General features: G+C 42.5%; 22 protein-coding genes and 1 pseudogene. 3 read left to right on the top strand and 20 right to left on the bottom strand.

The genetic code is table 11. The features are described 5' to 3' along the window. Window positions 1-30 precede the first annotated feature (30 nt). The 6 genes and pseudogenes from R7Z77_RS19080 to R7Z77_RS19055 all read right to left on the bottom strand — a co-directional run bounded on the left by R7Z77_RS19080 (window position 31) and on the right by R7Z77_RS19055 (window position 2,957). Window positions 31-492 (bottom strand): radical SAM protein, encoded by a 462-nt coding sequence (locus R7Z77_RS19080; protein ID WP_318136788.1) that lies wholly within the window; start codon window positions 490-492, stop codon window positions 31-33. Window positions 493-783: 291 nt separating this feature from the next. After that, complete coding sequence (locus tag R7Z77_RS19075; protein WP_250155127.1) at window positions 784-1,137, bottom strand: OST-HTH/LOTUS domain-containing protein; 354 nt, start codon at window positions 1,135-1,137, stop codon at window positions 784-786. A 9-nt stretch (window positions 1,138-1,146) separates the two neighbouring features. Then, window positions 1,147-1,504: pseudogene (locus R7Z77_RS19070) on the bottom strand (NYN domain-containing protein); the annotation flags it as partial. A 62-nt stretch (window positions 1,505-1,566) separates the two neighbouring features. Then, window positions 1,567-2,286: a hypothetical protein gene (locus tag R7Z77_RS19065; protein WP_032073007.1), complete on the bottom strand. Its 720-nt coding sequence runs from the start codon at window positions 2,284-2,286 to the stop codon at window positions 1,567-1,569. Between the two features lie 145 nt (window positions 2,287-2,431). After that, window positions 2,432-2,692 (bottom strand): hypothetical protein, encoded by a 261-nt coding sequence (locus R7Z77_RS19060; protein WP_046224235.1) that lies wholly within the window; start codon window positions 2,690-2,692, stop codon window positions 2,432-2,434. A gap of 19 nt (window positions 2,693-2,711) precedes the next feature. Beyond that, on the bottom strand, window positions 2,712-2,957 hold the full coding sequence (locus R7Z77_RS19055) for a hypothetical protein (protein ID WP_046224236.1): 246 nt from the start codon (window positions 2,955-2,957) through the stop codon (window positions 2,712-2,714). Window positions 2,958-3,188: 231 nt separating this feature from the next. Between R7Z77_RS19055 and R7Z77_RS19050 the strand changes: the two genes are divergently transcribed. Beyond that, the gene (locus R7Z77_RS19050; protein ID WP_046224237.1) at window positions 3,189-4,283 is read left to right on the top strand and encodes a hypothetical protein; all 1,095 of its coding nucleotides are present in this window, start codon (window positions 3,189-3,191) and stop codon (window positions 4,281-4,283) included. Window positions 4,284-4,319: 36 nt separating this feature from the next. Here the strand turns inward: R7Z77_RS19050 and R7Z77_RS19045 are convergent, their stop codons facing one another. The 5 genes from R7Z77_RS19045 to R7Z77_RS19025 form a co-directional block, all read right to left on the bottom strand. Then, window positions 4,320-4,595, bottom strand: a complete 276-nt coding sequence (locus tag R7Z77_RS19045; protein WP_014386655.1) for a hypothetical protein — start codon at window positions 4,593-4,595, stop codon at window positions 4,320-4,322. A gap of 208 nt (window positions 4,596-4,803) precedes the next feature. Further along, window positions 4,804-5,130, bottom strand: coding sequence for a hypothetical protein (locus R7Z77_RS19040; RefSeq protein WP_226977600.1), 327 nt, complete (start codon window positions 5,128-5,130; stop codon window positions 4,804-4,806). An 83-nt stretch (window positions 5,131-5,213) separates the two neighbouring features. Next, window positions 5,214-9,008: a DUF6531 domain-containing protein gene (locus tag R7Z77_RS19035; RefSeq protein ID WP_169592580.1), complete on the bottom strand. Its 3,795-nt coding sequence runs from the start codon at window positions 9,006-9,008 to the stop codon at window positions 5,214-5,216. A gap of 535 nt (window positions 9,009-9,543) precedes the next feature. Then, window positions 9,544-10,629: an AAA family ATPase gene (locus tag R7Z77_RS19030; protein ID WP_046224244.1), complete on the bottom strand. Its 1,086-nt coding sequence runs from the start codon at window positions 10,627-10,629 to the stop codon at window positions 9,544-9,546. Then, entirely contained in the window at window positions 10,626-11,735 is a 1,110-nt protein-coding gene (locus R7Z77_RS19025) for a hypothetical protein (RefSeq protein WP_046224245.1), read from the bottom strand. The genes R7Z77_RS19030 and R7Z77_RS19025 overlap by 4 nt, the downstream gene beginning before the upstream one ends. A 349-nt stretch (window positions 11,736-12,084) precedes the next feature. Here R7Z77_RS19025 and R7Z77_RS19020 point away from each other — a divergent pair, with 349 nt between their 5' ends. Then, window positions 12,085-12,459, top strand: a complete 375-nt coding sequence (locus R7Z77_RS19020) for a hypothetical protein (RefSeq protein ID WP_052715035.1) — start codon at window positions 12,085-12,087, stop codon at window positions 12,457-12,459. A 209-nt stretch (window positions 12,460-12,668) separates the two neighbouring features. Here R7Z77_RS19020 and R7Z77_RS19015 read toward each other — a convergent pair whose 3' ends face one another. Genes R7Z77_RS19015 through R7Z77_RS19000 form a run of 4 tightly spaced genes read right to left on the bottom strand, consistent with a single transcriptional unit; the run spans window position 12,669 to window position 14,619 of the window. After that, on the bottom strand, window positions 12,669-13,040 hold the full coding sequence (locus R7Z77_RS19015; protein ID WP_180827199.1) for a hypothetical protein: 372 nt from the start codon (window positions 13,038-13,040) through the stop codon (window positions 12,669-12,671). 57 nt (window positions 13,041-13,097) lie between these two features. Then, complete coding sequence (locus R7Z77_RS19010) at window positions 13,098-13,340, bottom strand: hypothetical protein (RefSeq protein ID WP_014386860.1); 243 nt, start codon at window positions 13,338-13,340, stop codon at window positions 13,098-13,100. 25 nt (window positions 13,341-13,365) lie between these two features. After that, entirely contained in the window at window positions 13,366-14,316 is a 951-nt protein-coding gene (locus tag R7Z77_RS19005; protein ID WP_046224247.1) for a DNA-methyltransferase, read from the bottom strand. A gap of 39 nt (window positions 14,317-14,355) precedes the next feature. Beyond that, window positions 14,356-14,619, bottom strand: a complete 264-nt coding sequence (locus R7Z77_RS19000) for a hypothetical protein (RefSeq protein WP_226977602.1) — start codon at window positions 14,617-14,619, stop codon at window positions 14,356-14,358. 379 nt (window positions 14,620-14,998) lie between these two features. Here R7Z77_RS19000 and R7Z77_RS18995 point away from each other — a divergent pair, with 379 nt between their 5' ends. Then, window positions 14,999-15,274 carry a hypothetical protein gene (locus R7Z77_RS18995; RefSeq protein WP_032073047.1) on the top strand — a complete coding sequence of 92 codons (276 nt, stop codon included), beginning with the start codon at window positions 14,999-15,001 and terminating at the stop codon, window positions 15,272-15,274. A gap of 4 nt (window positions 15,275-15,278) precedes the next feature. On the opposite strand, the gene R7Z77_RS18990 is transcribed toward R7Z77_RS18995, so the two are convergent. From R7Z77_RS18990 to R7Z77_RS18970, 5 genes are all read right to left on the bottom strand, one after another. Beyond that, window positions 15,279-15,794 carry a hypothetical protein gene (locus tag R7Z77_RS18990; protein WP_181726420.1) on the bottom strand — a complete coding sequence of 172 codons (516 nt, stop codon included), beginning with the start codon at window positions 15,792-15,794 and terminating at the stop codon, window positions 15,279-15,281. After that, the gene (locus R7Z77_RS18985) at window positions 15,791-16,300 is read right to left on the bottom strand and encodes a thermonuclease family protein (protein ID WP_041154785.1); all 510 of its coding nucleotides are present in this window, start codon (window positions 16,298-16,300) and stop codon (window positions 15,791-15,793) included. The genes R7Z77_RS18990 and R7Z77_RS18985 overlap by 4 nt, the downstream gene beginning before the upstream one ends. Window positions 16,301-16,310: 10 nt before the next feature. Beyond that, on the bottom strand, window positions 16,311-16,733 hold the full coding sequence (locus R7Z77_RS18980; protein WP_017086025.1) for a hypothetical protein: 423 nt from the start codon (window positions 16,731-16,733) through the stop codon (window positions 16,311-16,313). A 184-nt stretch (window positions 16,734-16,917) separates the two neighbouring features. Then, on the bottom strand, window positions 16,918-18,492 hold the full coding sequence (locus tag R7Z77_RS18975; RefSeq protein ID WP_032073045.1) for a hypothetical protein: 1,575 nt from the start codon (window positions 18,490-18,492) through the stop codon (window positions 16,918-16,920). Between the two features lie 18 nt (window positions 18,493-18,510). Next, complete coding sequence (locus R7Z77_RS18970; RefSeq protein WP_032073044.1) at window positions 18,511-19,386, bottom strand: DsbA family protein; 876 nt, start codon at window positions 19,384-19,386, stop codon at window positions 18,511-18,513. Between the last annotated feature and the right edge of the window lie 12 nt (window positions 19,387-19,398).

Here is a 19,398-nt window from a genome sequence, read left to right as displayed (position 1 = left end):
CTGAAACTCAGTATATTGTTTAATAATTATTCAATTTCGGACGACTTGGTTTTCTGTCCGAATTACGCAACAAAGCCGTTCAGGAGTTAAACTATGACCATGCGTCGTAAAGCTAATTGCTAGCTTGGTTTCTTCTTGTCCAAACTGGCAAAGTTCAACCAAGTCTTCATGCAATGTTGGCTCACCTCCACCAAAGCCGATACCAAACACACCCATACTATCCATTTCAAGCAACCAATCTTTTACTCTACTTTTATCCAGAGTTGAACGATGCTTTGGCGCATAACAATGCGCACACCTCAAGTCACAGTTATTAGTAAGTGCGATAGAAACCTGCCTAGGACTAAGAGTCCAATCGGACTCAGGTGGGATTTCATCATCTAGAAGTATGTTAAGCCCATTTTGGCGGCTAAATAAGTGGACACCATCAGGCCCCTTTCTAATTTTGAACTCGTTGTGTTGGGTAACGCCATTTTTATTCTTTATATACAAAGTTTATTCAATACCTTAAATGGTTAGATCGCAGTGCAATATCAGCACAAGATGAAACTAATAACTAAAGGGTTACTCTTAGTCACTTCAAACATGCCAACCCTACCTATAAAATTCACTCCTACAGATGGCGAGTACATTGAATTGCCACCAAATCCATAGGCACTTTGTGACATAAGAAAAAATAGGTCAAATAACCTCGCTTAGAAATGAGGTACAGAACAGCTCTAGCTTAGAATGGGGCATTTTTGAGTTACCCGATTGCAGTATGTCGTCAGCGAAGGCAGCACATCATTTTTGTTTGCTTGCCTTTGTTATCAGCTGAAACTCCATACCAGTGCGTTTAGTGTTACGGGTTCTATAGCGCGTTGGATATTTATCAAAAAAGTCAGATAACTTCTTCAACCCGTAGTTTCGAGGGTCAAAATCTGGCTTCAGTCTCTTTAAGTACTTGCCTATTTCACCTAGTTTTGCCCAGCCCGATTCATCTCGATAGTTCTGCCAAGCTTGATGCATTAATCGCCATAATTCGCGTTCTGAGTCTTGATTAGAGCTTGGTTGTGCCTCCCCAAGATCAACATCAGCGTTTAAGTTCTCTATCGCTACAAAGTCATCACAAGCGTTTTTAAACGAAGTCGGAGTCATCGCTTTTCCTACACCGATGACGTGTATCTCCGACTCTCTTAATCTCGTAGCAAGACTTGTAAAGTCACTATCACTGGATATCAAAGCAAAAGCATCAAACCTTTGGCTGTACAAGAGATCCATTGCATCAATAATCATTAAAGAGTCTGTCGAGTTTTTTCCAGATATAGGCAAATTGCTGCTTAGCTTGAATCGCTAACTCATTCAAAGGCTGCTTCCAGTTTTTTAGTTGTTCAGCAGAAAAATCGCCATATGCACGTTTAACGATGATCTGCCCAAAACTAGAAAGCTCTTCAATAATCAGGTTTAGCTTTGAGTGTGGAGTGTTTTCTGAATCAATTAATACAGCGATTTTTCTGTTACCCATAATCCGTGCGTGACCATCCTTTATGTAGTTAGTTGCACTATCCAATTTTATTCCTTCCAAGGTTATTGTTCGCGCTCAAAAACAGTTACTAAGGTGCGACGCCCATTATCGTTAACAATAAGGTATGTGAATTTGGAAGTTGGATGCCCCCAAGCTTCTACATTGTCGGCAGTACCGTATTTTTTCGCTTTATGGGCCAAAACATTTGCAGGCAAATTTCGAATTCTCAACTCAGGATGTTTAAGTCGATTGACTAAACTCGCCCAGGGCTTTTTGGGATCTCCAGTGCTCAATCGCTCTTTATACTGTTCAACAGCGTGAGCGGTAACATAAACGGTCCCCATTGCTGGTGTTTCAACGGCATCATGCGTATTTGCATATTCCTGGCGATTTGCATCTAAGAGCACTGTTACACATGATTTTGGGTCGGCCATGAACTCACGACTTTGTGATACCTCTATTTGCACTCCAGCCATTCGGTTTTGAAGAAATGCTGCAAACTTTTGTGCATGTTTTTTCGTAGATTTACCACGGGCAAGCTTTTTGATTGCTCCCTTTGACACAACGAGTTTGTAGCCAGAACCAGAACCCGGCTCTCGACCCATTACTTTTTCTTCAAAGAGTAGGTATTGAATGGCTGATAATTCTGAAATCAAATCAGAATCTTCATGGGAAAAGTCGATTTTTACATCAAGAATTCCACTGCGTTTAGTGCCCACACGCCAGAATACTCGGCTCGTTTGGTCATCTAGTTTTTCAGAAAGAGTGGTTAGAATCATCATAGTCTTATCTCCGGTATTTAAGATCCCTTCCGGCATCGCCGTAAGGACCTCATTTAGTTAATATTCATACTTACTTTATCATGCTTTTTGAAAACGCAACCCCTCCCCTCCACTTTCACATGTGAAAGTCTAAGTAGAAATCCAGCTAGTACGCCCAACTGTCAAAATCTGTATGGGTGAGAATTTCACCGTCTTTGGCCGGACGAACATAAACACTTCCATAACCCCCTTCTGTTCCAATCGCGTAACACGCAATAGAAAATGCAATTTGAGGGTTAGGTATAGTGGCAACTATTTCTTCATTGATTGTTACGACAGAACAATGACCCGTGTACGAATCTGGCAACTCAGAAATTGCGGTTGCTGCATCGAGCGTTTCACTTCCATCCGATATCAGAATGCTCATATTTAGCTACCAAACTGTACTAAAATCCAAAGAAACTACCACCACCAGCAAGTCCTGCCGAATCGCCAACAACAGCAGCATAAATGGCAGCAGCTATTGCCGCAACGATGACAAACTTAACGATGGCAAAGCCAAAAGAGAACAGCCTCCATATTAAAAAGAACCCAATCACAGCAGCAATCCAGCGCCAATCAAAGGGTATATCACCTAAAGAACTATCAAGGGCTCTCTGAACTTCATATAGCCAGCCGTTTATCATATCCATAAGATCAATCTCCAGAGCATCATGCTCTTAGTGTACCGACATGACATTTTTTTAAGAGATGAGAACTTGCCCTTTTTTGTGCAAATTGAGGGACATGACAAAGAGCTACTTAGTAAAAGAGTGATCTGCTTTAGGATGGCAATCCTATTTGTGGTAAGTTGTGTTAAATTATCTACCACAATTCTATTTTGTGGTATCATTGATAACACAATTTACCAAAGGAGCACGACAATGGATATCTGGCACTATCCTCGTACACAGCTTGCTACGTTTATCCTTAACGGGATGGACAAAGGTCTTCTTCAACGTGTTTCAATCTTCGCTCCACGTAAGCGAGGAAAAACTCAATTCATTCAAAAAGATATCATTCCTATGGCTCGTGAACTTGGTGTCTTACCTATCTATGTAGATTTTTGGATGCAAAAAGACGACCCAGAAGGCATCTTCATTAAATCCGTCATTGATGCTTGTGAAAGGAATGAAGGATTTCTACATAAGCTTGGCAAAGCTCTCAACTTCAAAAAGTTAGGTTTTAGTGCAGCTGGTGGCAAAGTTGAAGTAGAGCGTTCTCAGGGAGAACTGAGAGCTGACTTGTTCGCTGTATTTCAACGCTTAAACGAGCTGGATATGCCTGTTTTACTGTTGCTTGACGAAGTTCAACATTTGGCTACTCGCAAAGAATTTGACTCGTTTACGGCAGCTCTACGCAGTTTTGTAGTGAACAGAGAGGATAACAACGTCAAATGCATCTTCACAGGTTCAAGTAGAGAGGGGTTAAGTCGCTTATTCAAAGACAACAAGGCTCCATTCTACAACTCCAGCCAAACCCAGATATTTGAAGAGCTGGATATGGATTTCGTTGAATTCGAGTTGGCCGCATTCAAAAATGTCACTGGTGGTGTCGAACTCGACAAACACAAAGCCCTAGAAATCTTAATCAAACAAAATCGCGCTCCCGCTCGGTTTGTTGAAATGTTAAAGAATATGGCCCTGAACATGGTTCATGACCTAGATATTGGTGTCCATCGTTATGACGTTGATCGTATCGAGTCAGAGGACCACTTTTCAAAAACATACGAACAACTGAAACCTATCGAAGTGGCGATCCTAAAGCTTGTTGCTGCCAATGAGTCAAAAGGTCTTTATACCAAAGCAGGACTAGACAAAGTAAAAGCTTTCACTGGCGACCCAGAAACAGACGTTACAAAATGGTCGGTGAAAAATGCAGTCACACGATTGAAGTCGCTTGAGCTAATTTACAGCCCAGAGCGTGGGAAGTTGGAAATTGAGAACCACGATTTTCGTGATTATATTCTTGAAAAATAAGTGCCTTTCGGCATGTTAAGACTATTAGCCCATGCTTCATGCGTGGGTTTTGTTTATGAGTTGTACTTCTATATTCTCAAACCCCATGTCTCTAACCTGATTTACCAGGATATCAAGCCTCCACACTCTCAAGTCACTGGTTCTTCCATGTCTAATTGCATACGCGATTCCTTTACCACTATCAATCCCAACCAAATGAAACTTGTTAGGATGCAGTTTAGATTCCTGCGCAATTAGTTTGGTCATTGTTCGAGTCTCCGCGAGACGGCGGAACTCACCTTCTTTTACTTGATGAAAAACGACTCCAGACATACATATCACCATTATGTTGACTACATATGCTCATTATGTCGATTTAAAGGGGGAAATCAAAGAGGTTTTATTGCTGGGGCACGATAAGTAATAAGCTGAGGTTCGAAGCAGAAACGCCATCAGCCAGGTCAGTGATGTAATTTTGCACAAACTTTAACTAATTGTCCAAAGTCTCAAACACATCCCCCAGCAATATAGCACAATTAGTTCAACTGACAATATTAGCCCCTACCAGTTGAAGCGTGTCAGTGAGGGAACCACCACTAGCATCAAGCCCTAAGCGGTCAACGGTTTCACTACTAACAAGAGCTTGTACAACATTGGCAAAGTCGCGTGAGCTTAATTGTTCAATACTAAGCTTTGTCTTACAGCTACTTTCCACTGCGGCCTTGTATTGAATGGTGTATTTCGCGTTAACTGGGGCCATAGAGTGCATCGCCATTAGATACGCATCAACTTCTGTTTTAGGGAAAACATCCGCTTGAGCTGAAAATGCAGTTAACGTCGCTAGCAGTAGTCCAATTTTCTTCATCATTCTTGTTCCTGTTACATTGTTCAAAGTGGCATTATTTACTCGACTGATTTTCAAGCTAAATATTACATTCAGTCAAGCACTTATCACTTTTCGAACATGGGTAGTAATTCCTGAACGCTTTTTTCACAAGCGGCTTGTCTACGGCCACTTTCGTAAAAGTAAGCCCATAGACTTTGTGGCATCCCCTCAAGAAACTCGATAGGAAAAGGATTAGGTGTTTTAGCCCAATAGTTTTGCTTCTGGTCAGAATAACCTTGTCGTTGCGCATCTTGCTGAAATAACGTGTACAACGCTTTTAGTTCATCATCATTATAGAAACAATGATAATTACCACCAACTAGTTGGTTAGTCCCTAGTTCTATCCATAGAGGATACCGGGAAGAACTACCGAAACAAATTAACTGATACTGTGGCTTCGATTGTCTTACCTCATCTTCACAAAGCTCTACTTTGCTGGTGGTAAATGTGTCTTTCCCTATTAAAAATGGATTGTATTGATACTGACTAGCCATTTTATCTCCTTGATATTCATATTCGCGCTGGGTTTGCCCGGTTCCGGCATCCACCTCAGCCAATAACTCGCCATCGAGGCCGTAAACATAAAGCACATCCACGCCACCAGCTGACTTCCTCACTCGTTGATGAGCACTGTTATAGTGATAGATTGATGTTTCGCCATTGACCGTAGCCTCAGTCAATCTATTGAAAGCATCATAGACAAAGACATCCGTTCCTCGGCCAATCGTGTTTCCGTTTGCATCATAGCTGTAGGTGATCGAGCCAATACTTGTTTTGGTTAGGCGATTGCTATTGAACACAATGCTGTACGAATCTTTCACGCCGTCGCGGTAGATAGCCGTCCGGTTGCCGTTGTAGTTGTAGGTGTACTCTCGGGTCCCGTAACCACCAGTAGCCTCAATCAAGCGGCTCAGCTTGTCGTAATTGAAAGTTTGGCTATAGCTACTATCCATTAAGTCTGTAATTGAATCGACATTGCTATTGGCCGTATAGAGATAACTGCGGTGCATTGCACCAGCAACCTGTACAGACTCCAATTGATAGTTCATGTCGTAATGGCGCTCTTCCCAAAGCCCATTTCCATGAGTCAGATCAGTTACAGGCCCAAAAGGTTTCCGTACCAAGTCAGAGACTAATGTTCTGCTGTTAACACCATTCTTCAATGTAACGCCAATGACCTCACCAGCTACATTTCGCTGATATACCGCTTTGCGGCCACTCGGGTACTCGATACTCACCAACTGCCCTGCACCATCATAGGTGTAATTGGTTAACAAGGTGCGGCCATCCACAATTAGTTCTTGGCTGGCTATCTCACCACTGGCTGTGTAACTGTATTTTGATACGCCAGAAGCGTCTGTAATGGAAGTAAGCTGCCCTACCCCATACAGCGCTTCTGGCTCATCGTAGCGGAATGTCACACTAGCATTAGGTTGACCATCCACAGTGATTGAAGAAAGGCGATTAAGCGCGTCGTAGTGATAAGTGAAAACCTGACCTTTGGCATCTGTTTTACCGATCAGGTTTCCAGCCTTGTCATAAGTGTAATGAGCCGTGCCTGTGTCTGGGCTTTGTACTGAGAGAACATCGCCATATCCGTTGTATGAATAGTAAGTTCTCCGCCCTCTTGGATCAGTGACTCTCGTTACTAAGGCATTATCGTTATACTGCATTGCAGTGGCGCGGTTAACAGGGTCAATTGATTGGAGCAGGTTGCTAAAACCATCATAGCGGTAGGCATAAGCATTTCCAGAAGGATCAACTTTGCCAGTCAGGTTGGCTGTCTTGTCATAGGAATAGGTATAAACATTGCCCGTTCCATTTGTTGTTGACGAAAGCCAACCATTCAAAGTGTAACTATGCAGTTGCTTCCAGTGAGCAATACCACTGTTATCTTTCAGCTCAACTTGCTCAATATTTCCTAGTAAATCTCGATTAATGCTTTGTCTATTTCCATTTGCATCAATCACGGCCATAAGCTGCTGAGCTGCATCGTACTCATAAGTGAAAGTGCTGTTGGTTGGTAAGGTGATAGATACCAAGAGTCCTGATTCATCGTAAGAGTACAATGTAGTTCCGTCTGGACCAGTAGAAGAAATCAATTGACCTAACGTGTTGTAGTTAAGCGAGTAGCTTACTCCATTGGCATCTGTGACGCTCTGAGCCCTTCCATGAGCATCGTAATTGTCAAATGACACTACGTGCCCAAGAGAGTTGATAACTCGGCTTAGGTTGGCTTGAGCGTCGTATTCAAAGCGCGTTACATCATCAACATCCACCCGAGGACCATCCACTGATTTCAGTTGTCCAGGAACACCGAGAGAGTCTGGATAATATTCAAATGTCCACTGCCTGACATCTGAGTTGGTTCGGTCAATCAATTTAAGCGTTAACAGCCGCTGGTGGTCGTCATAGGTAAATTCTTGGACCAAGTATGACGATGTAATTTTGGTTGGTTTTGGGAACTCTGAATGCCATTGTGTTGTGATCGTATCACCAGTCGAGCTTGTCCTCGAAATTTCAAGTCCTCTTTGGTCATATTGGTAAGAGAATGATTGGCCTTCTTCATTGATAATAGACTTCAACTCACCGTTGGCATCGTAGCCAAACGACTTCGTACCACCAGCAAAACCAGTACATGCAGCACCCTGTATACTGTCAGGCTTTAGTTTTCCGTTATAACGACTAAACAGATAATGTTGTTCGTGACCTAGAGCATTCGTTACCGTAACCGAGCCATCAGGGTTGTATGTAACACTTGTCCTATCAACACCACTGCTATGTTCGCTAAGAACAGCGCGACCCGAAGGATCATAAGACCACGTAGCAAATCTGCTTCCCTTTTCATCCGTAAGGCCAGTCAAAAGGCTTGGGTTTAAACTGTCTTCATAGTGGTAACGTCGCTGATTGGCATCCGGTTTATGCACTGCAACTAACAATTCATTCGAATAATCGTAAGAGAAGATTTGTCCAGCAGGGTCGATCATCTTTATGATCTTCCCTTGATCATAACTAAACCTTAAAGTCCGGCCAAAACTGTCAGAAACAGAGTCTAACTTACCGTTGGTATAATTCAGATCCAGCTCATTTCCCGATGGATGAACAATACGTATCAACTGACCATTACTATCATATAGTTCGACAACACCATCAGCTCTCTGATATCTCCAACCAGAATCTTTGTATAACCGATCATCACTTTTCCATGTTGTCATCCAAACCGCATTTGTCCGGTAGAATGCTAACTCTTTCCCATCTGGCCGATGCAAGACAACCATATTCTCTCCGTGACTTTCTTTGTCAAAAATCACTTTGTTTGAATAGTTGTGGCTCCATCCAATACCAACATCGCTTTGTTTACCACTCAACGCTAACTGGCTGTTGTAATGTCTTGTGAATACAAGAGGCTCCATACCAGCGCTTACATAATCGGTTTCTTGCTGATATTTATTACCAGTAGCTAGGTTGATAGGGTTTCCAACGCACAATTCTGTCTCTGGTTTACCAAGATCTCTATTGAGAAGTGGAGAATCAGTCATCTCCCCAGGAATTATGAATTTTGTCAGTGTAGTTCCAGAGAGAGCTCCAAAGTAACAAGTGTCAGGGTCATAACTACCTGGAGCATCACTACGATGCATACACAGCCATGAGATTAGTCTTCCATCACTATACGTTTCACTCGGGTATAGCTTTTCACTCACATAGCTGTGTGTGCTTGCGAGCTCGTTAATTCTATAGTCCCTTAAAAATTCATGCGCTTGCTCTGGGAGATCAAATCTCATTGCATCAATTTCTGAACTACCACTGGCATTGATACGCCACTGAGCAGAAACAGCACTAGGAACTATAAGTGCTAACAAACAAGCTCTTGCAATTAAGTTAGTATGAAAATGATCCACTGGTTTCTAAAGTCCATTAATTACCTTCTACACGGACTCTATTATCAACTTAATCAAAGAGATTAACTTCATGCTTAACTGCCCTATACGGGCGCATACAGACATGAAACAATGGCTAATATGGAAGCGGGTTTTAATTGAATCGCTCGACTTTGTTTTACTGCTCATAGCAGTGAAACGAAGTTGAGTGATCAGCGAAGCCGCATCAGCGGTGAACGCTACTGATCATATATAGATCCATAGGATCATAAGATCATGCAGCGTGTTAGGTAGCTTAATATCAGGAAATTTCCTAACTTTAAGCTTTGTTTCTGTAAGCTAAAGCTTAATATTAGGAAATTGAAGCTTAATATTAGGAAGTTCATCTCTATCACATAGCTTAATATTAGGAAACACACCTATATCTAAGCTTAAAATGAGGAAACGCCTTAATCCGTATATATAGCTTAATTTTAGGAAAAAGGCGTTAAGCAATAGCTTAATTTAAGGAATTGGATTACTTGGAGGACTTACCAGTACGAAGTTCGGAGAGCTCTGATGCCATGCCACCACCAAATGGGCCATGACTGGTTTGTTGGGCCAAGCGCTTCGATTCCTCAGATAGAAGGGAGTCATCTCTGTGTATCAATCCTGGCTCTTCTGAAAGACGCGATAACCGTCTTTTAACTGGTTTATCTGCTCCTGGCTTTTTCTCATTATCACTATCACCGTCTAATTGATCATTTCTAAGTTGGATAACGACTTCTTGATCAACGTGCAATAGTGAATTGTTACTCCAGTGCAGCCTTATCGGTTTTCTCCACTGCTGGTCAAAAGGCACATAGTTAGCTTTGATATGACGCAAACGAGTCTCTTGTACCGTTCCATCTTTCTTGTCTATCAACTGATCTAAATACAGATGAAGTTTTGACTTTGAGAGAGTGGAAGATAAACCAGAGCCAGAGACGCTGTTGATTATCTCCTTTCCTCTGCTCACATCTTTTGTCGGATGGTGAACAACAAGAACCGCGACATTCGCTTCATTGGCAAGCCTCTCCAAAGCAATTCTGATGTAATAGTCATCATCTACTACGTCAGCTGAGCCAATTGCATCACGCAATGTATCTATAACTACCAAGTCGTACCCTTTGGCCGTGGCAATAAGTTTTTCCAGTGCACTGGATGCTTCTTCCCACTCTTTAGTATGTTTAGATGAGCCTGAACTACAAATTGGATCAGAATGCTTGTATATCCCAATGCTCGATTTTAATCGGTCTTTGATGCTGGTGGAGAACTCAGTCAAATGTGCTTTGATACGCGGAAGTGTTCCGGGCAAGGAATCTTCGATCGGCCATATCAAAGTTCTAAGCACTTTGTTTTCCTCATCCCGTACACCAATTAATGGGTACTCTGGCAAAGCCATCTCATAAGCTATTGATAAAGACAAATAGCTCTTACCAGAATCAGGTGGAGCGATCAGAAATCCGACACTGCCTCGAAACAAACCTTTCAAAATCTGTTCTTTGTTGGAATTGGCTAAACTTTCATTAATGTCTTCTTCGCTTAGAGCGATAACATCCTCATTGTGGAGTGTTGTTGTCATGTCGTTACCTCTTCTTTCTCTTCATCGCCCAGGTACAACAGCATAATATCTTGCTTACCATCGTCACGTACTTTCTCTTGGAGTAGCAATCGGAAATCTCGCAATAACACATCCTTTTTCAAAATGACTTCGGCCATAGTGTTATTGATATGGCGACTCAGATGCTGTTTAGACACTCTAACCTTGTTGGCATAGTAATCTTTAATAAGGTGACTCAGATACTTACCATGTACATATTCACGCTTATGAGCATCAATATATTTACAGAAGTCAGTAACAGCATGTTTGCCCGTTAGCTGCGGGTAGACTTTTAAAAAACGTTTCCGGCTAATAGCTCCCTCTTGTCGCAAAGACGCAGTGAAAGTCTTATGCACTCCAACTATGAAGTGAGTGATCGTATCTGCCCTGATAGATCCTTTATTTTTAATCCCATCCAGAACCAGCAATGGAATGTAGTTGCTGTCCACCAGCTTCATTCGCGTGTGGTAGTGAGGTAGCGTTTCACCATCCTTCTCGTAATCCAAGACCAGTAACATTTGTGATAGCCTTTGAAGTCTTGTCATTACTGTGTTCTTGTTGGCCTTTTGATTTTTCAGGTTCAAGAACTCAAACAGTGTTGTGAAGTCACAAAGGAAGTAGTCGTATACCCCACTAAACATTTTTGTATCGAGAAGGTTGTGGTATTGGTGTGACAACTTATCCAGTTCGACATTAATCTGCGCGAGCTCAATAGCCTGGCGAAGCGTTAAGCCAGATAGGTCTACGTACATCCCCCCTACACTAACGATCCCTTCCAGTAGATGTCTGTCATCGGCCAAGCAGACAGCACTGTATACGTCGATTCTAACGGCATCGAATTCACGTTTATTAGTCCCCTTCTTCCAGTATGGCTTTGACAAGCTGGTGGATAGAAGAGGCTTTTGTGCCAGTAGCTGTTGCTCAAGTTCAGCCTTGTTACCACTGATCCTTGTAATTAAGTCTCGCGGAATTCTACCTGGCAAAAAGATGCAATCCATTAACGTAGTAGTCGATGGCCTGCTGCCAAATGCCTCGTTGACTATCTCAGCAGGGAAATACCCTTCTAAATTGTCTGTGTTACTACTCATTTTTTAATACCGTAATGTTTTTTTGAAGCATACCACATACCTTAAAAAGAGGAAAACAAGCCAAATAGATGTGATTTATACCTTAAAAAAGGACAATAGAACGCTTTACATTTCACGTTATAGCTTAATTTTAGGAAATGTTCGACCATACCTTAATTTTAGGAAAAGCCAGATCACGCTCTTAGGCATTGCTACATAAGACTTTCACATGTGAAAGTGGGCTAAGCGTGTTTCTGGGTCACGGTTGCATTTTTTAATTCCATGATATTATGGAAGTGTAAGTTGAATTGAATGAGGGCTTGACGGTGATGCCGAGATAGCTTTCCAGAGTCAATTAAGGAGACGAAAAATGAGACACATACTTAACCTAGTTGCTTTAGCAGTGATTCTTCTTGGCGTTGCTATGATTGAAACTAACGATAATCAATGGGGTTTGGCTGTAATCAGCGTAGCGGTTGTTTTCTGGTTGATGCCTCTGCTTAGGCTTGTTCATAAAAATGCAGTAGTAATGGTCGTCTTTTGGTCTGGCGTAGCTTACTTTTCATGGCAGGTTGCCGTAGTTGCTCTTTTGGCGTTTGTTGTTTTTTCGGCCACAGCTTCAATCAAGCGCGTTCCAAATACTCCTGCTATTAAAAAGCAACGGTTTATAGTTAATCCTTCTTCTGGTCTGGTGATGAAGAACAAACACTTTGATATCGCTGGCAATGGATTTGCCATTCTCTAGGAGCCATCCTTGCCTCCTAGAGCCCTTAGCAATCTACTTCCACTGAGCCGAGATTGGCAATCTCAATTCTCGTATGACTTTTCCCGTTTGCACTAACAGCTGATATGAGTATATGAGCTGACAATTCAGCTGACTCGTCCATAGTTAAGCCTTGCTCAATACAACTCTGAATGAACATTTCCGCAAGCTCTTTCTTTTTAGGGTCCATTCTATTTGTTCTCCGTGATAGTAATTGCCATAGTTAGATGCTGATTTTCGCTCTCTGGCGCACCTTTTTTAAAAGGAATGATATAGCCGGATTCTGGAAAACCTTCGGCTACCGTGTAAACAGTATCGCTCCCCTCTTCTGTTGGCTTTTGGGCAAATAAAGCTAAAGCTTGCCCTTGATGCTCTTCGTTTAGTAGCCAGAAGGATTGGTTTTCATGTGTGTGTAGCTCTCCATTTGGATGACGCACAAGATATTGTTCAGAGCCATATGCGTCACGCTTCTCTCGTACTTGAACGATATAACCAACAGCATGGTCGAAATCATACTCACTACACATATGTACGACAGGCCCTTTGCTGAACCTGTCGAACATCCTGGTTATTGCACCAACGGCTTAGTCCTGCTTTATCACATTGCTCTGGCATTCTTGCTATCCCAGATTTTTTTGATGTTGCAGAGTATTGAAACGCAACTTGCTTTTAACCAAGCAAAATGTGGCACCTAAGATGGTGCTTGCGGCTAAATAAGCAACGGAGATAAGCGTGATGCGATCCCAATCTAAAGGTGAAGTAGAACCAGTAAAATGGGTTACAGCAGCAAACTCCAGAGCCAGGACTAAAATACAAAGCATGGATACAACCAGTGTGCTTGGTGTGTTTGAAGGTTTGTTCATAATGTACTCTCCAGTAATCACGAGTTTATTTAACACTTCGACCGACACAGGCCAAAGCAGGATTCATCCAAAAGCCAGCAAACGAGCTAAACAACTCAGCTTGTGTTCGCACGTACTCTAAAATTAAGTCACATGCAACCCAACGTCGCCCCGCTCTCTCCGCTGCCAGTCCGGTTTTATTGCTACCAGAAAAGAGATCAACCACCAGCTCATCTTCATTGGTTAGGAACTCAATAGCGAATGATGGAATGTCTGTAGGAAACATTGCAGGGTGTGGTGGTAAACCCAATTCCTTGGCTATCTTCCTTACTGCTGATGTATCAGCACAACGATGACCTCGTTGGATTATGTTTTTAGGGATCTTGCCTTGCGTTTTATTGGAAAAGGCATTCCCTCTTAATCGGTAAGCACCATCACCGTAAGTAGCGATACGACTATCGCCCCCTTGTTCGAGTAATTTCTTATGTTGCTCAGTGTGCTCTACCAAAACTCTTCGGTTATCAGAGCGAACTCGGTCTGGATCGTTCGTAAACCAGTAAACAGGTTCCCACGCGGAACAAAGCTGCATACGGTTAACGCAAGCCCATTGGGTTGGAGCTGGTGGCTTGGATGTGTTTATCCAGGGCCAACGGTCCATTAATGAAAGCCCTAATCGATCATTTAGAGCTAAGACCATACGTTCAAGGTAAGTTGAACGCGAAGGGCGTTTACTTTCAAAAATGTCGTTACTCACGTTGAGTACCACAGAACCCCCTGGCACCAAGTTTTCTACAATTGGTTCCAAAGACTCGGTGATAAAGTCCACCCATGCCTGTTCACTAACATTCCCATACCCGCGCTCGATTTTTAAAGGATACGGAGGGGATGTCACACAAAGGTGGATCGGTTCTCCAAGCTCTGTGAATACCTTTTTGCTATTTCCCCAAATAGCGATGCCTAGATTTGTTGAATATGCGACAAGCTTTACTTCGCCCATTGCTTCATGAAGCCCTTTTTTATTTTTGTTTGCCAGCTTCTATACGCCACGCTCACCGTCCACTTTTTGGATGATATTCATGGACTTTAATGTTTGCTGAAACCAACGAATTTTTCTTTTGATAGGGCTGTGTTGTGCCTTGGCTTTGCCGATTTCGGCTTTAGTATTGATTTCAGCCTCTGATAGCCCGGCTATACTTGCTACCTTCGCATATAGCTCGGCATTGGTCATTGGACCATCAGCTTGTGCATAAGCTTCTTCCACATGGAAAAGCTCCAGCTGCCCCTGCATGTTTGGTTTCATTTATGCTCCAGACCAATATTAATAATTCATAGAATCATTTTATAGTTCTTTAAATGAAATGGCAATATCTAAATCCTGTAGAGATGTCGGTATATCTCTTCGATGGAATTGAACTAATTGGATAATGGGAGCTCTTTAAAGTGATTCATTGTTGAGTTTATGGCGACTTAGCTAGGGTAACGTTTTGTAAAATATGAGATTCCTGCCAACTTATGCCACAGACTTTCACATGTGAAAGTGCGAGTTGGATCTTCTTTATCTATAATGAGATCCTTGCGATGTTCTGACAGAACATTTTATGTTCATTGATAAGATCTACTATATTAACTATTACTTATCGTGAACCTTTGAAAGCAACTTATTTATTGGGTAAATATTAGTGTTTAAATTAAATACACTGCACGAAGCTGTGCCTGGCGTGGATCTAGATAGCCTGCCAGACATTAAAGCAGTAATAGGCCAAGCAGAACCGCTTGAAGCAAGTATGATGACGGTAATTGCATATCGTGAAATGCATAACGCCAACATTTTGAACCTTAGTGAGCGAGAGCGATTTTTTTTGAGTATGTCTTTGATGAAATGCTTTGTGGAGAAAGGGCTTCTATCGTCAGGTGATATGATGAAGTACCGACTTTCACATGTGAAAGTCGGCTGAGGATTTAGTGGATTTGTGTCGGTTGCTGGCACATTGGACAAACGTTACCGCGATAGTTAGGCAATACCAAAACTCTACTTGCCACGTTAACTAAGATTTTGTAGAGCAACATTCTCGCCGTTACCAAACCAACTGCAAAACACCCACCGTAACCAACAACTCTATTTTGAGCAGCTTTTAAGTACTCTTGCCCTATGAGTTCTTCTGCGTTCTCGTAGTTTGTAAGTTCGGTCATAGTTGTTAGATAGACACCTCTAATCTCTTGGGCAAGGAATGCCGCAACACAAAAGATAATGATGGTACACAGTATTCTTACATGGGTTAAGCGGGATATCCCCGCTTTAAACTCATAGTAGATATTGAATACAAGGGAGAACATAAGAGCAAAAAGTAGTGGCTCTGGAAGCGTCAGCTGGTGGAGGTATATCCGGATCAGGCCGATATAGACAAAAATACCAAATACATTCAAAGCCAATGTGCTTACATCCCTACCCAGTTGGTTGTTAATGGATAGTTTCACTTTTTACGTCTCCATTCCCAAGGTGGCATTCTTTCTGCCTCCGGCAATGCCCATAAGCCTACACCATTCTGTTTTGCCTCTTGCTCGTAAGAAAACAGTTCAGTGCTTTTTGCATACCGCCTGTATACCCATGCGTTACCCGTTTTTACCAGTTGTCCGTTTACCCACAAATCATCGACGTAGATATGACCAACAATGCGGCCATAACGATCAACGTCGGTTTGTTCTACACGAACGACTTTCCCACCCACTATAGAAAGAAGGGCTTGTTTTGCTTTCTTTCCCCAGGGTTGTTTCGACTCGGGTGTGTCGATTTCTGCAAGTCTAATACGGTGTTCTTTTTTACCATCGGTACACTGATAGGTGCCAGTGCATGAGGCATCTGTGAGGACTTTTATAGTGTCACCATCGCTGACTCGTACCACCTTCCCATAAAAGGTTTCAGCCATAATTGGTGCATTAAAAACGAAGTAGAGAAGGGTGGTAGTTAGAATTTTTTTAAGCATGATTAATTCCTTACTGTTGTCCTGATAGAGCATTCCACATTTGTTTGTGTAATGCCGAAATAGCGGTATAGGCCCCTTTCATTTCTGGTCGCTCCAGTTCCTTCAAGAACCAAAGAGACCCTAAGAGAATCGCTAAACATCCACCAGCCAGCATTAGATCATTGAACGTCATGAATAGGCTGTACCCAGACAAGCAGACATTGCACAGCATCCAAATTTTAGTGAAGAGCAATCCAGTTGAGTGATAGGTTACAAGCAAGTACGAAATGAAAGATGCGCATACTAGAACTAAAATTGGACCTCCCAACCACGTCGTCCATGTTTGAGTACCAAGAGGCGAGGGTAGTTCTAGTAACCATACTCCAGCACTCCAAATTACAGCTGATGCCATCATGTAGGCTGCTGCCATTTTTATCATCATTTGTGGTTTCATAACACTCCTTACCTATTCCACTTTCACATGTGAAAGTTGTTTTTAGGTTGTTTTTTCATTTAATTCCGATCCATAGCTGTGACGGATACTGTCATCGTTGAACCAGAAGCCCTTTTTGGATGGGGACTTAGTAGTCTCCAATCAAAAAGGCCCCAATTACTGGGGCCGCTTTCACATGTGAAAGTCAATTTGTGCTGATAGAGATAAATACTGACTTTGTGCCATTTACATCTTTCAGCCATGACATTGCACCATAATCTCCATCGACCATCGCGCTGTACCGTTCCCGCACACCTAGACCACACAAGAGGTCATCAATCGCTGTTGTTGGGTCACAGGATGGACGATATGTTTCTTGCCAATGGATATCTCCAGATTCGATGTATGCCTCTTTGATATGGAAGTACTCGCCATTCCAAGTTGTATATAACTTGTCGTCATTTCCAGAAAACAAACGTGGATATATAGCACCGTTTGAATTGAGCTCTGTGACGTTACTTGCTATGGATTGTTCTAATGTGGCAAACATTAGCTTCTCTGTTCTGATGGTATTGCCAACAACATTGTCGCGTTGACGCCACACAGCATGAACATCTCCATTGGTACTGGTTAAGCTAGCTTGCCCTGCATCGGCACTTATATTGGGAATGCCTGAGATAGGAGAGTAACCATTGTTGTCATTACGCCATGTTACGCCGATTAGGTCAGAAGAACCCGACCCTCGGCTTTCAGACCATAGCGCATAGCTAGTAAGGTTAGTGTTGATAGATGCTAAACCACTCTTGACTCCATCATCATCAATAACGCTGCGTTCCACTACAGGCGTATTGAATGGACCAAGTTTGACGGTATGTTTGGCTAGGACATCATTTTCATCATCAGCGCCCTTTTCGATACTTAGGATTTCAAGTACGCCAGGAGAAGTTTCTACTGAATGTATCGAGATAGCACTTTTAACTTCACCGTCACTGTTTGTTTTTATATTTCTCGAAAGTTCTGTCGTTGCAATGATATTGGCTTTTGTGCCGTCGTTGCTTAACCAGGCTATTGCCAATGCATTTGTATCGGAGCCAAAAATCGGAGTTTGCCAGATAACGATGCTTTGTCCTGACGGGTCAGTGAAGAGAGTGTTGTCGGTGATTTTTACTCGACTTTCCTCATTCGTAGCTGCCGCGTCAGTCATAAGTACATGATCAACTTCTAATGGTGGGGACCATTCTTGTGTTGTTGCGTCGTAATAGGAAACGTTCAGTTTCTGGTTGTTACTATTGTCTCTCTGTACCCATGTAATATAGGCATTACCATGATTTGAAAGGCTCATTTGAACAGAGCTCTTATAGTGGTTTTCATCGACAATGAATGGTTGCCAGTCTGATCTTAGTATTTCACCAATATCGGCACTTATCTTGACTTTGTTAGGTACATTGCCATTCGCATAGTCTTCGATAGGGGCTACAGAAGCATATAGCTCATCCGGTTTGTCATTGTTGGCTTCTTCGACCCAGGCACTGTATAGAACAGCCGAACCATTTTCGTTTTGTAGCTGGATGACAGGAAGTGTTGCATCTCTTGTTGGAGAGCTCAGTAACACTTCTTTTTGCCATTCTCGCTTAGCGACCGTTGTTGTTTCTGTTGAGTTGTCTTGGTTATTGCTTTCACTACCATTGCCATTGGAAGTAGTTCCAGTGCCTCCACTGGAACCACCACATCCTGCCAACACTGATAGTAGAGCAGCTGCTAAAGCTGTTCTTCTTAACATCAATTACATCCTCTGTTGTTAGTTGTTTTCGGATTCAATCATCATTTTTCGAATGATGGCCGCGATAGCTTGTGATGGCTGTGCCCCACGAATAAGCTGAGTTTTCCCAGTTTGGTTATCTACGATGAAAGTCGCTGGTGTACCTGAAATGCCATTTTCAGTAGCTTGCTTCACATCTGCTGCTATTTTCAGGTCGTAACGGCCAGAAGCTAAACACTCTCGAACTAGGGAAGCATCGGCACCAACACTCTCAATAACTTCTGCCAAATTAGGCACTCCACCACCATTGCCTTGTGATTTGGCAAATACTTCGTCTAAGAACACCCAGAATCCACGGTTGCCTTTTTGTTCAGCAACACATTCCGCTGCTAACGCTTCTTTTTCTGCCGCTGGGTTATGAAAACTCAATGGCAGATGTTTCCATTGCCAGTTGATATTCCCGTTACTTGCATCCACCACTTCTTTTGGTGTGTCGTGGAATTTTTTGCAGAACGGACACTCCAGGTCAGAAAATTCCACCAGCGTGAATCGAGCGTTCAGGTTTCCATATATGCGTTTATCGTCAGGCACTTGTTCGGGAGCTGATTCGTATTTTGCGTATTTAGCCTGAATATCCTGTTCGCGTTTCTGTTGAACGAAATGTTCCAGTGCTTTTTGAACTGCATTGTTAAAGCGCTCTTCTGATTTAAAGCGATAGTCACTTTCTAGTTGAGTAATCTTCGACTGGAGAGAATCGCGCTCTTGAATGAGCAACTCTTTGGTCTGGTAAATTTGATATCCCACTGTAGCGACAGACGCTCCCAAAATTAGGGTCATAGCAGCACCAACGGCCAGTAGCTTTTTCTGCATTGGACTGAATGATTTTTGTTGTTGTGGTGTGGTTTGTTCTGACATTACATTTTGTCC

Source organism: Vibrio sp. 1401 (assembly GCF_033340295.1).
Note: the sequence above shows the minus strand (reverse complement) of the source record. Positions and strands in the feature narration are given on the sequence as shown.

Excerpts from the sequence above, each read along its gene's own strand:
- R7Z77_RS19005 (WP_046224247.1), bottom strand. The coding sequence starts at position 14,316 with ATGGGCGAAGTAAAGCTTGTCGCATATTCAACAAATCTAGGCATCGCT.
- R7Z77_RS19020 (WP_052715035.1), top strand. The coding sequence starts at position 12,085 with ATGAGACACATACTTAACCTAGTTGCTTTAGCAGTGATTCTTCTTGGC.
- R7Z77_RS18970 (WP_032073044.1), bottom strand. The coding sequence starts at position 19,386 with ATGTCAGAACAAACCACACCACAACAACAAAAATCATTCAGTCCAATG.
- R7Z77_RS19000 (WP_226977602.1), bottom strand. The coding sequence starts at position 14,619 with ATGAAACCAAACATGCAGGGGCAGCTGGAGCTTTTCCATGTGGAAGAA.
- R7Z77_RS18975 (WP_032073045.1), bottom strand. The coding sequence starts at position 18,492 with ATGTTAAGAAGAACAGCTTTAGCAGCTGCTCTACTATCAGTGTTGGCA.
- R7Z77_RS19030 (WP_046224244.1), bottom strand. The coding sequence starts at position 10,629 with ATGACAACAACACTCCACAATGAGGATGTTATCGCTCTAAGCGAAGAA.
- R7Z77_RS19075 (WP_250155127.1), bottom strand. The coding sequence starts at position 1,137 with ATGACTCCGACTTCGTTTAAAAACGCTTGTGATGACTTTGTAGCGATA.
- R7Z77_RS19050 (WP_046224237.1), top strand. The coding sequence starts at position 3,189 with ATGGATATCTGGCACTATCCTCGTACACAGCTTGCTACGTTTATCCTT.
- R7Z77_RS19040 (WP_226977600.1), bottom strand. The coding sequence starts at position 5,130 with ATGATGAAGAAAATTGGACTACTGCTAGCGACGTTAACTGCATTTTCA.
- R7Z77_RS19025 (WP_046224245.1), bottom strand. The coding sequence starts at position 11,735 with ATGAGTAGTAACACAGACAATTTAGAAGGGTATTTCCCTGCTGAGATA.
- R7Z77_RS19055 (WP_046224236.1), bottom strand. The coding sequence starts at position 2,957 with ATGGATATGATAAACGGCTGGCTATATGAAGTTCAGAGAGCCCTTGAT.
- R7Z77_RS19015 (WP_180827199.1), bottom strand. The coding sequence starts at position 13,040 with ATGTTCGACAGGTTCAGCAAAGGGCCTGTCGTACATATGTGTAGTGAG.
- R7Z77_RS18980 (WP_017086025.1), bottom strand. The coding sequence starts at position 16,733 with ATGAAACCACAAATGATGATAAAAATGGCAGCAGCCTACATGATGGCA.
- R7Z77_RS19065 (WP_032073007.1), bottom strand. The coding sequence starts at position 2,286 with ATGATGATTCTAACCACTCTTTCTGAAAAACTAGATGACCAAACGAGC.
- R7Z77_RS19045 (WP_014386655.1), bottom strand. The coding sequence starts at position 4,595 with ATGTCTGGAGTCGTTTTTCATCAAGTAAAAGAAGGTGAGTTCCGCCGT.
- R7Z77_RS19060 (WP_046224235.1), bottom strand. The coding sequence starts at position 2,692 with ATGAGCATTCTGATATCGGATGGAAGTGAAACGCTCGATGCAGCAACC.
- R7Z77_RS19010 (WP_014386860.1), bottom strand. The coding sequence starts at position 13,340 with ATGAACAAACCTTCAAACACACCAAGCACACTGGTTGTATCCATGCTT.
- R7Z77_RS18985 (WP_041154785.1), bottom strand. The coding sequence starts at position 16,300 with ATGCTTAAAAAAATTCTAACTACCACCCTTCTCTACTTCGTTTTTAAT.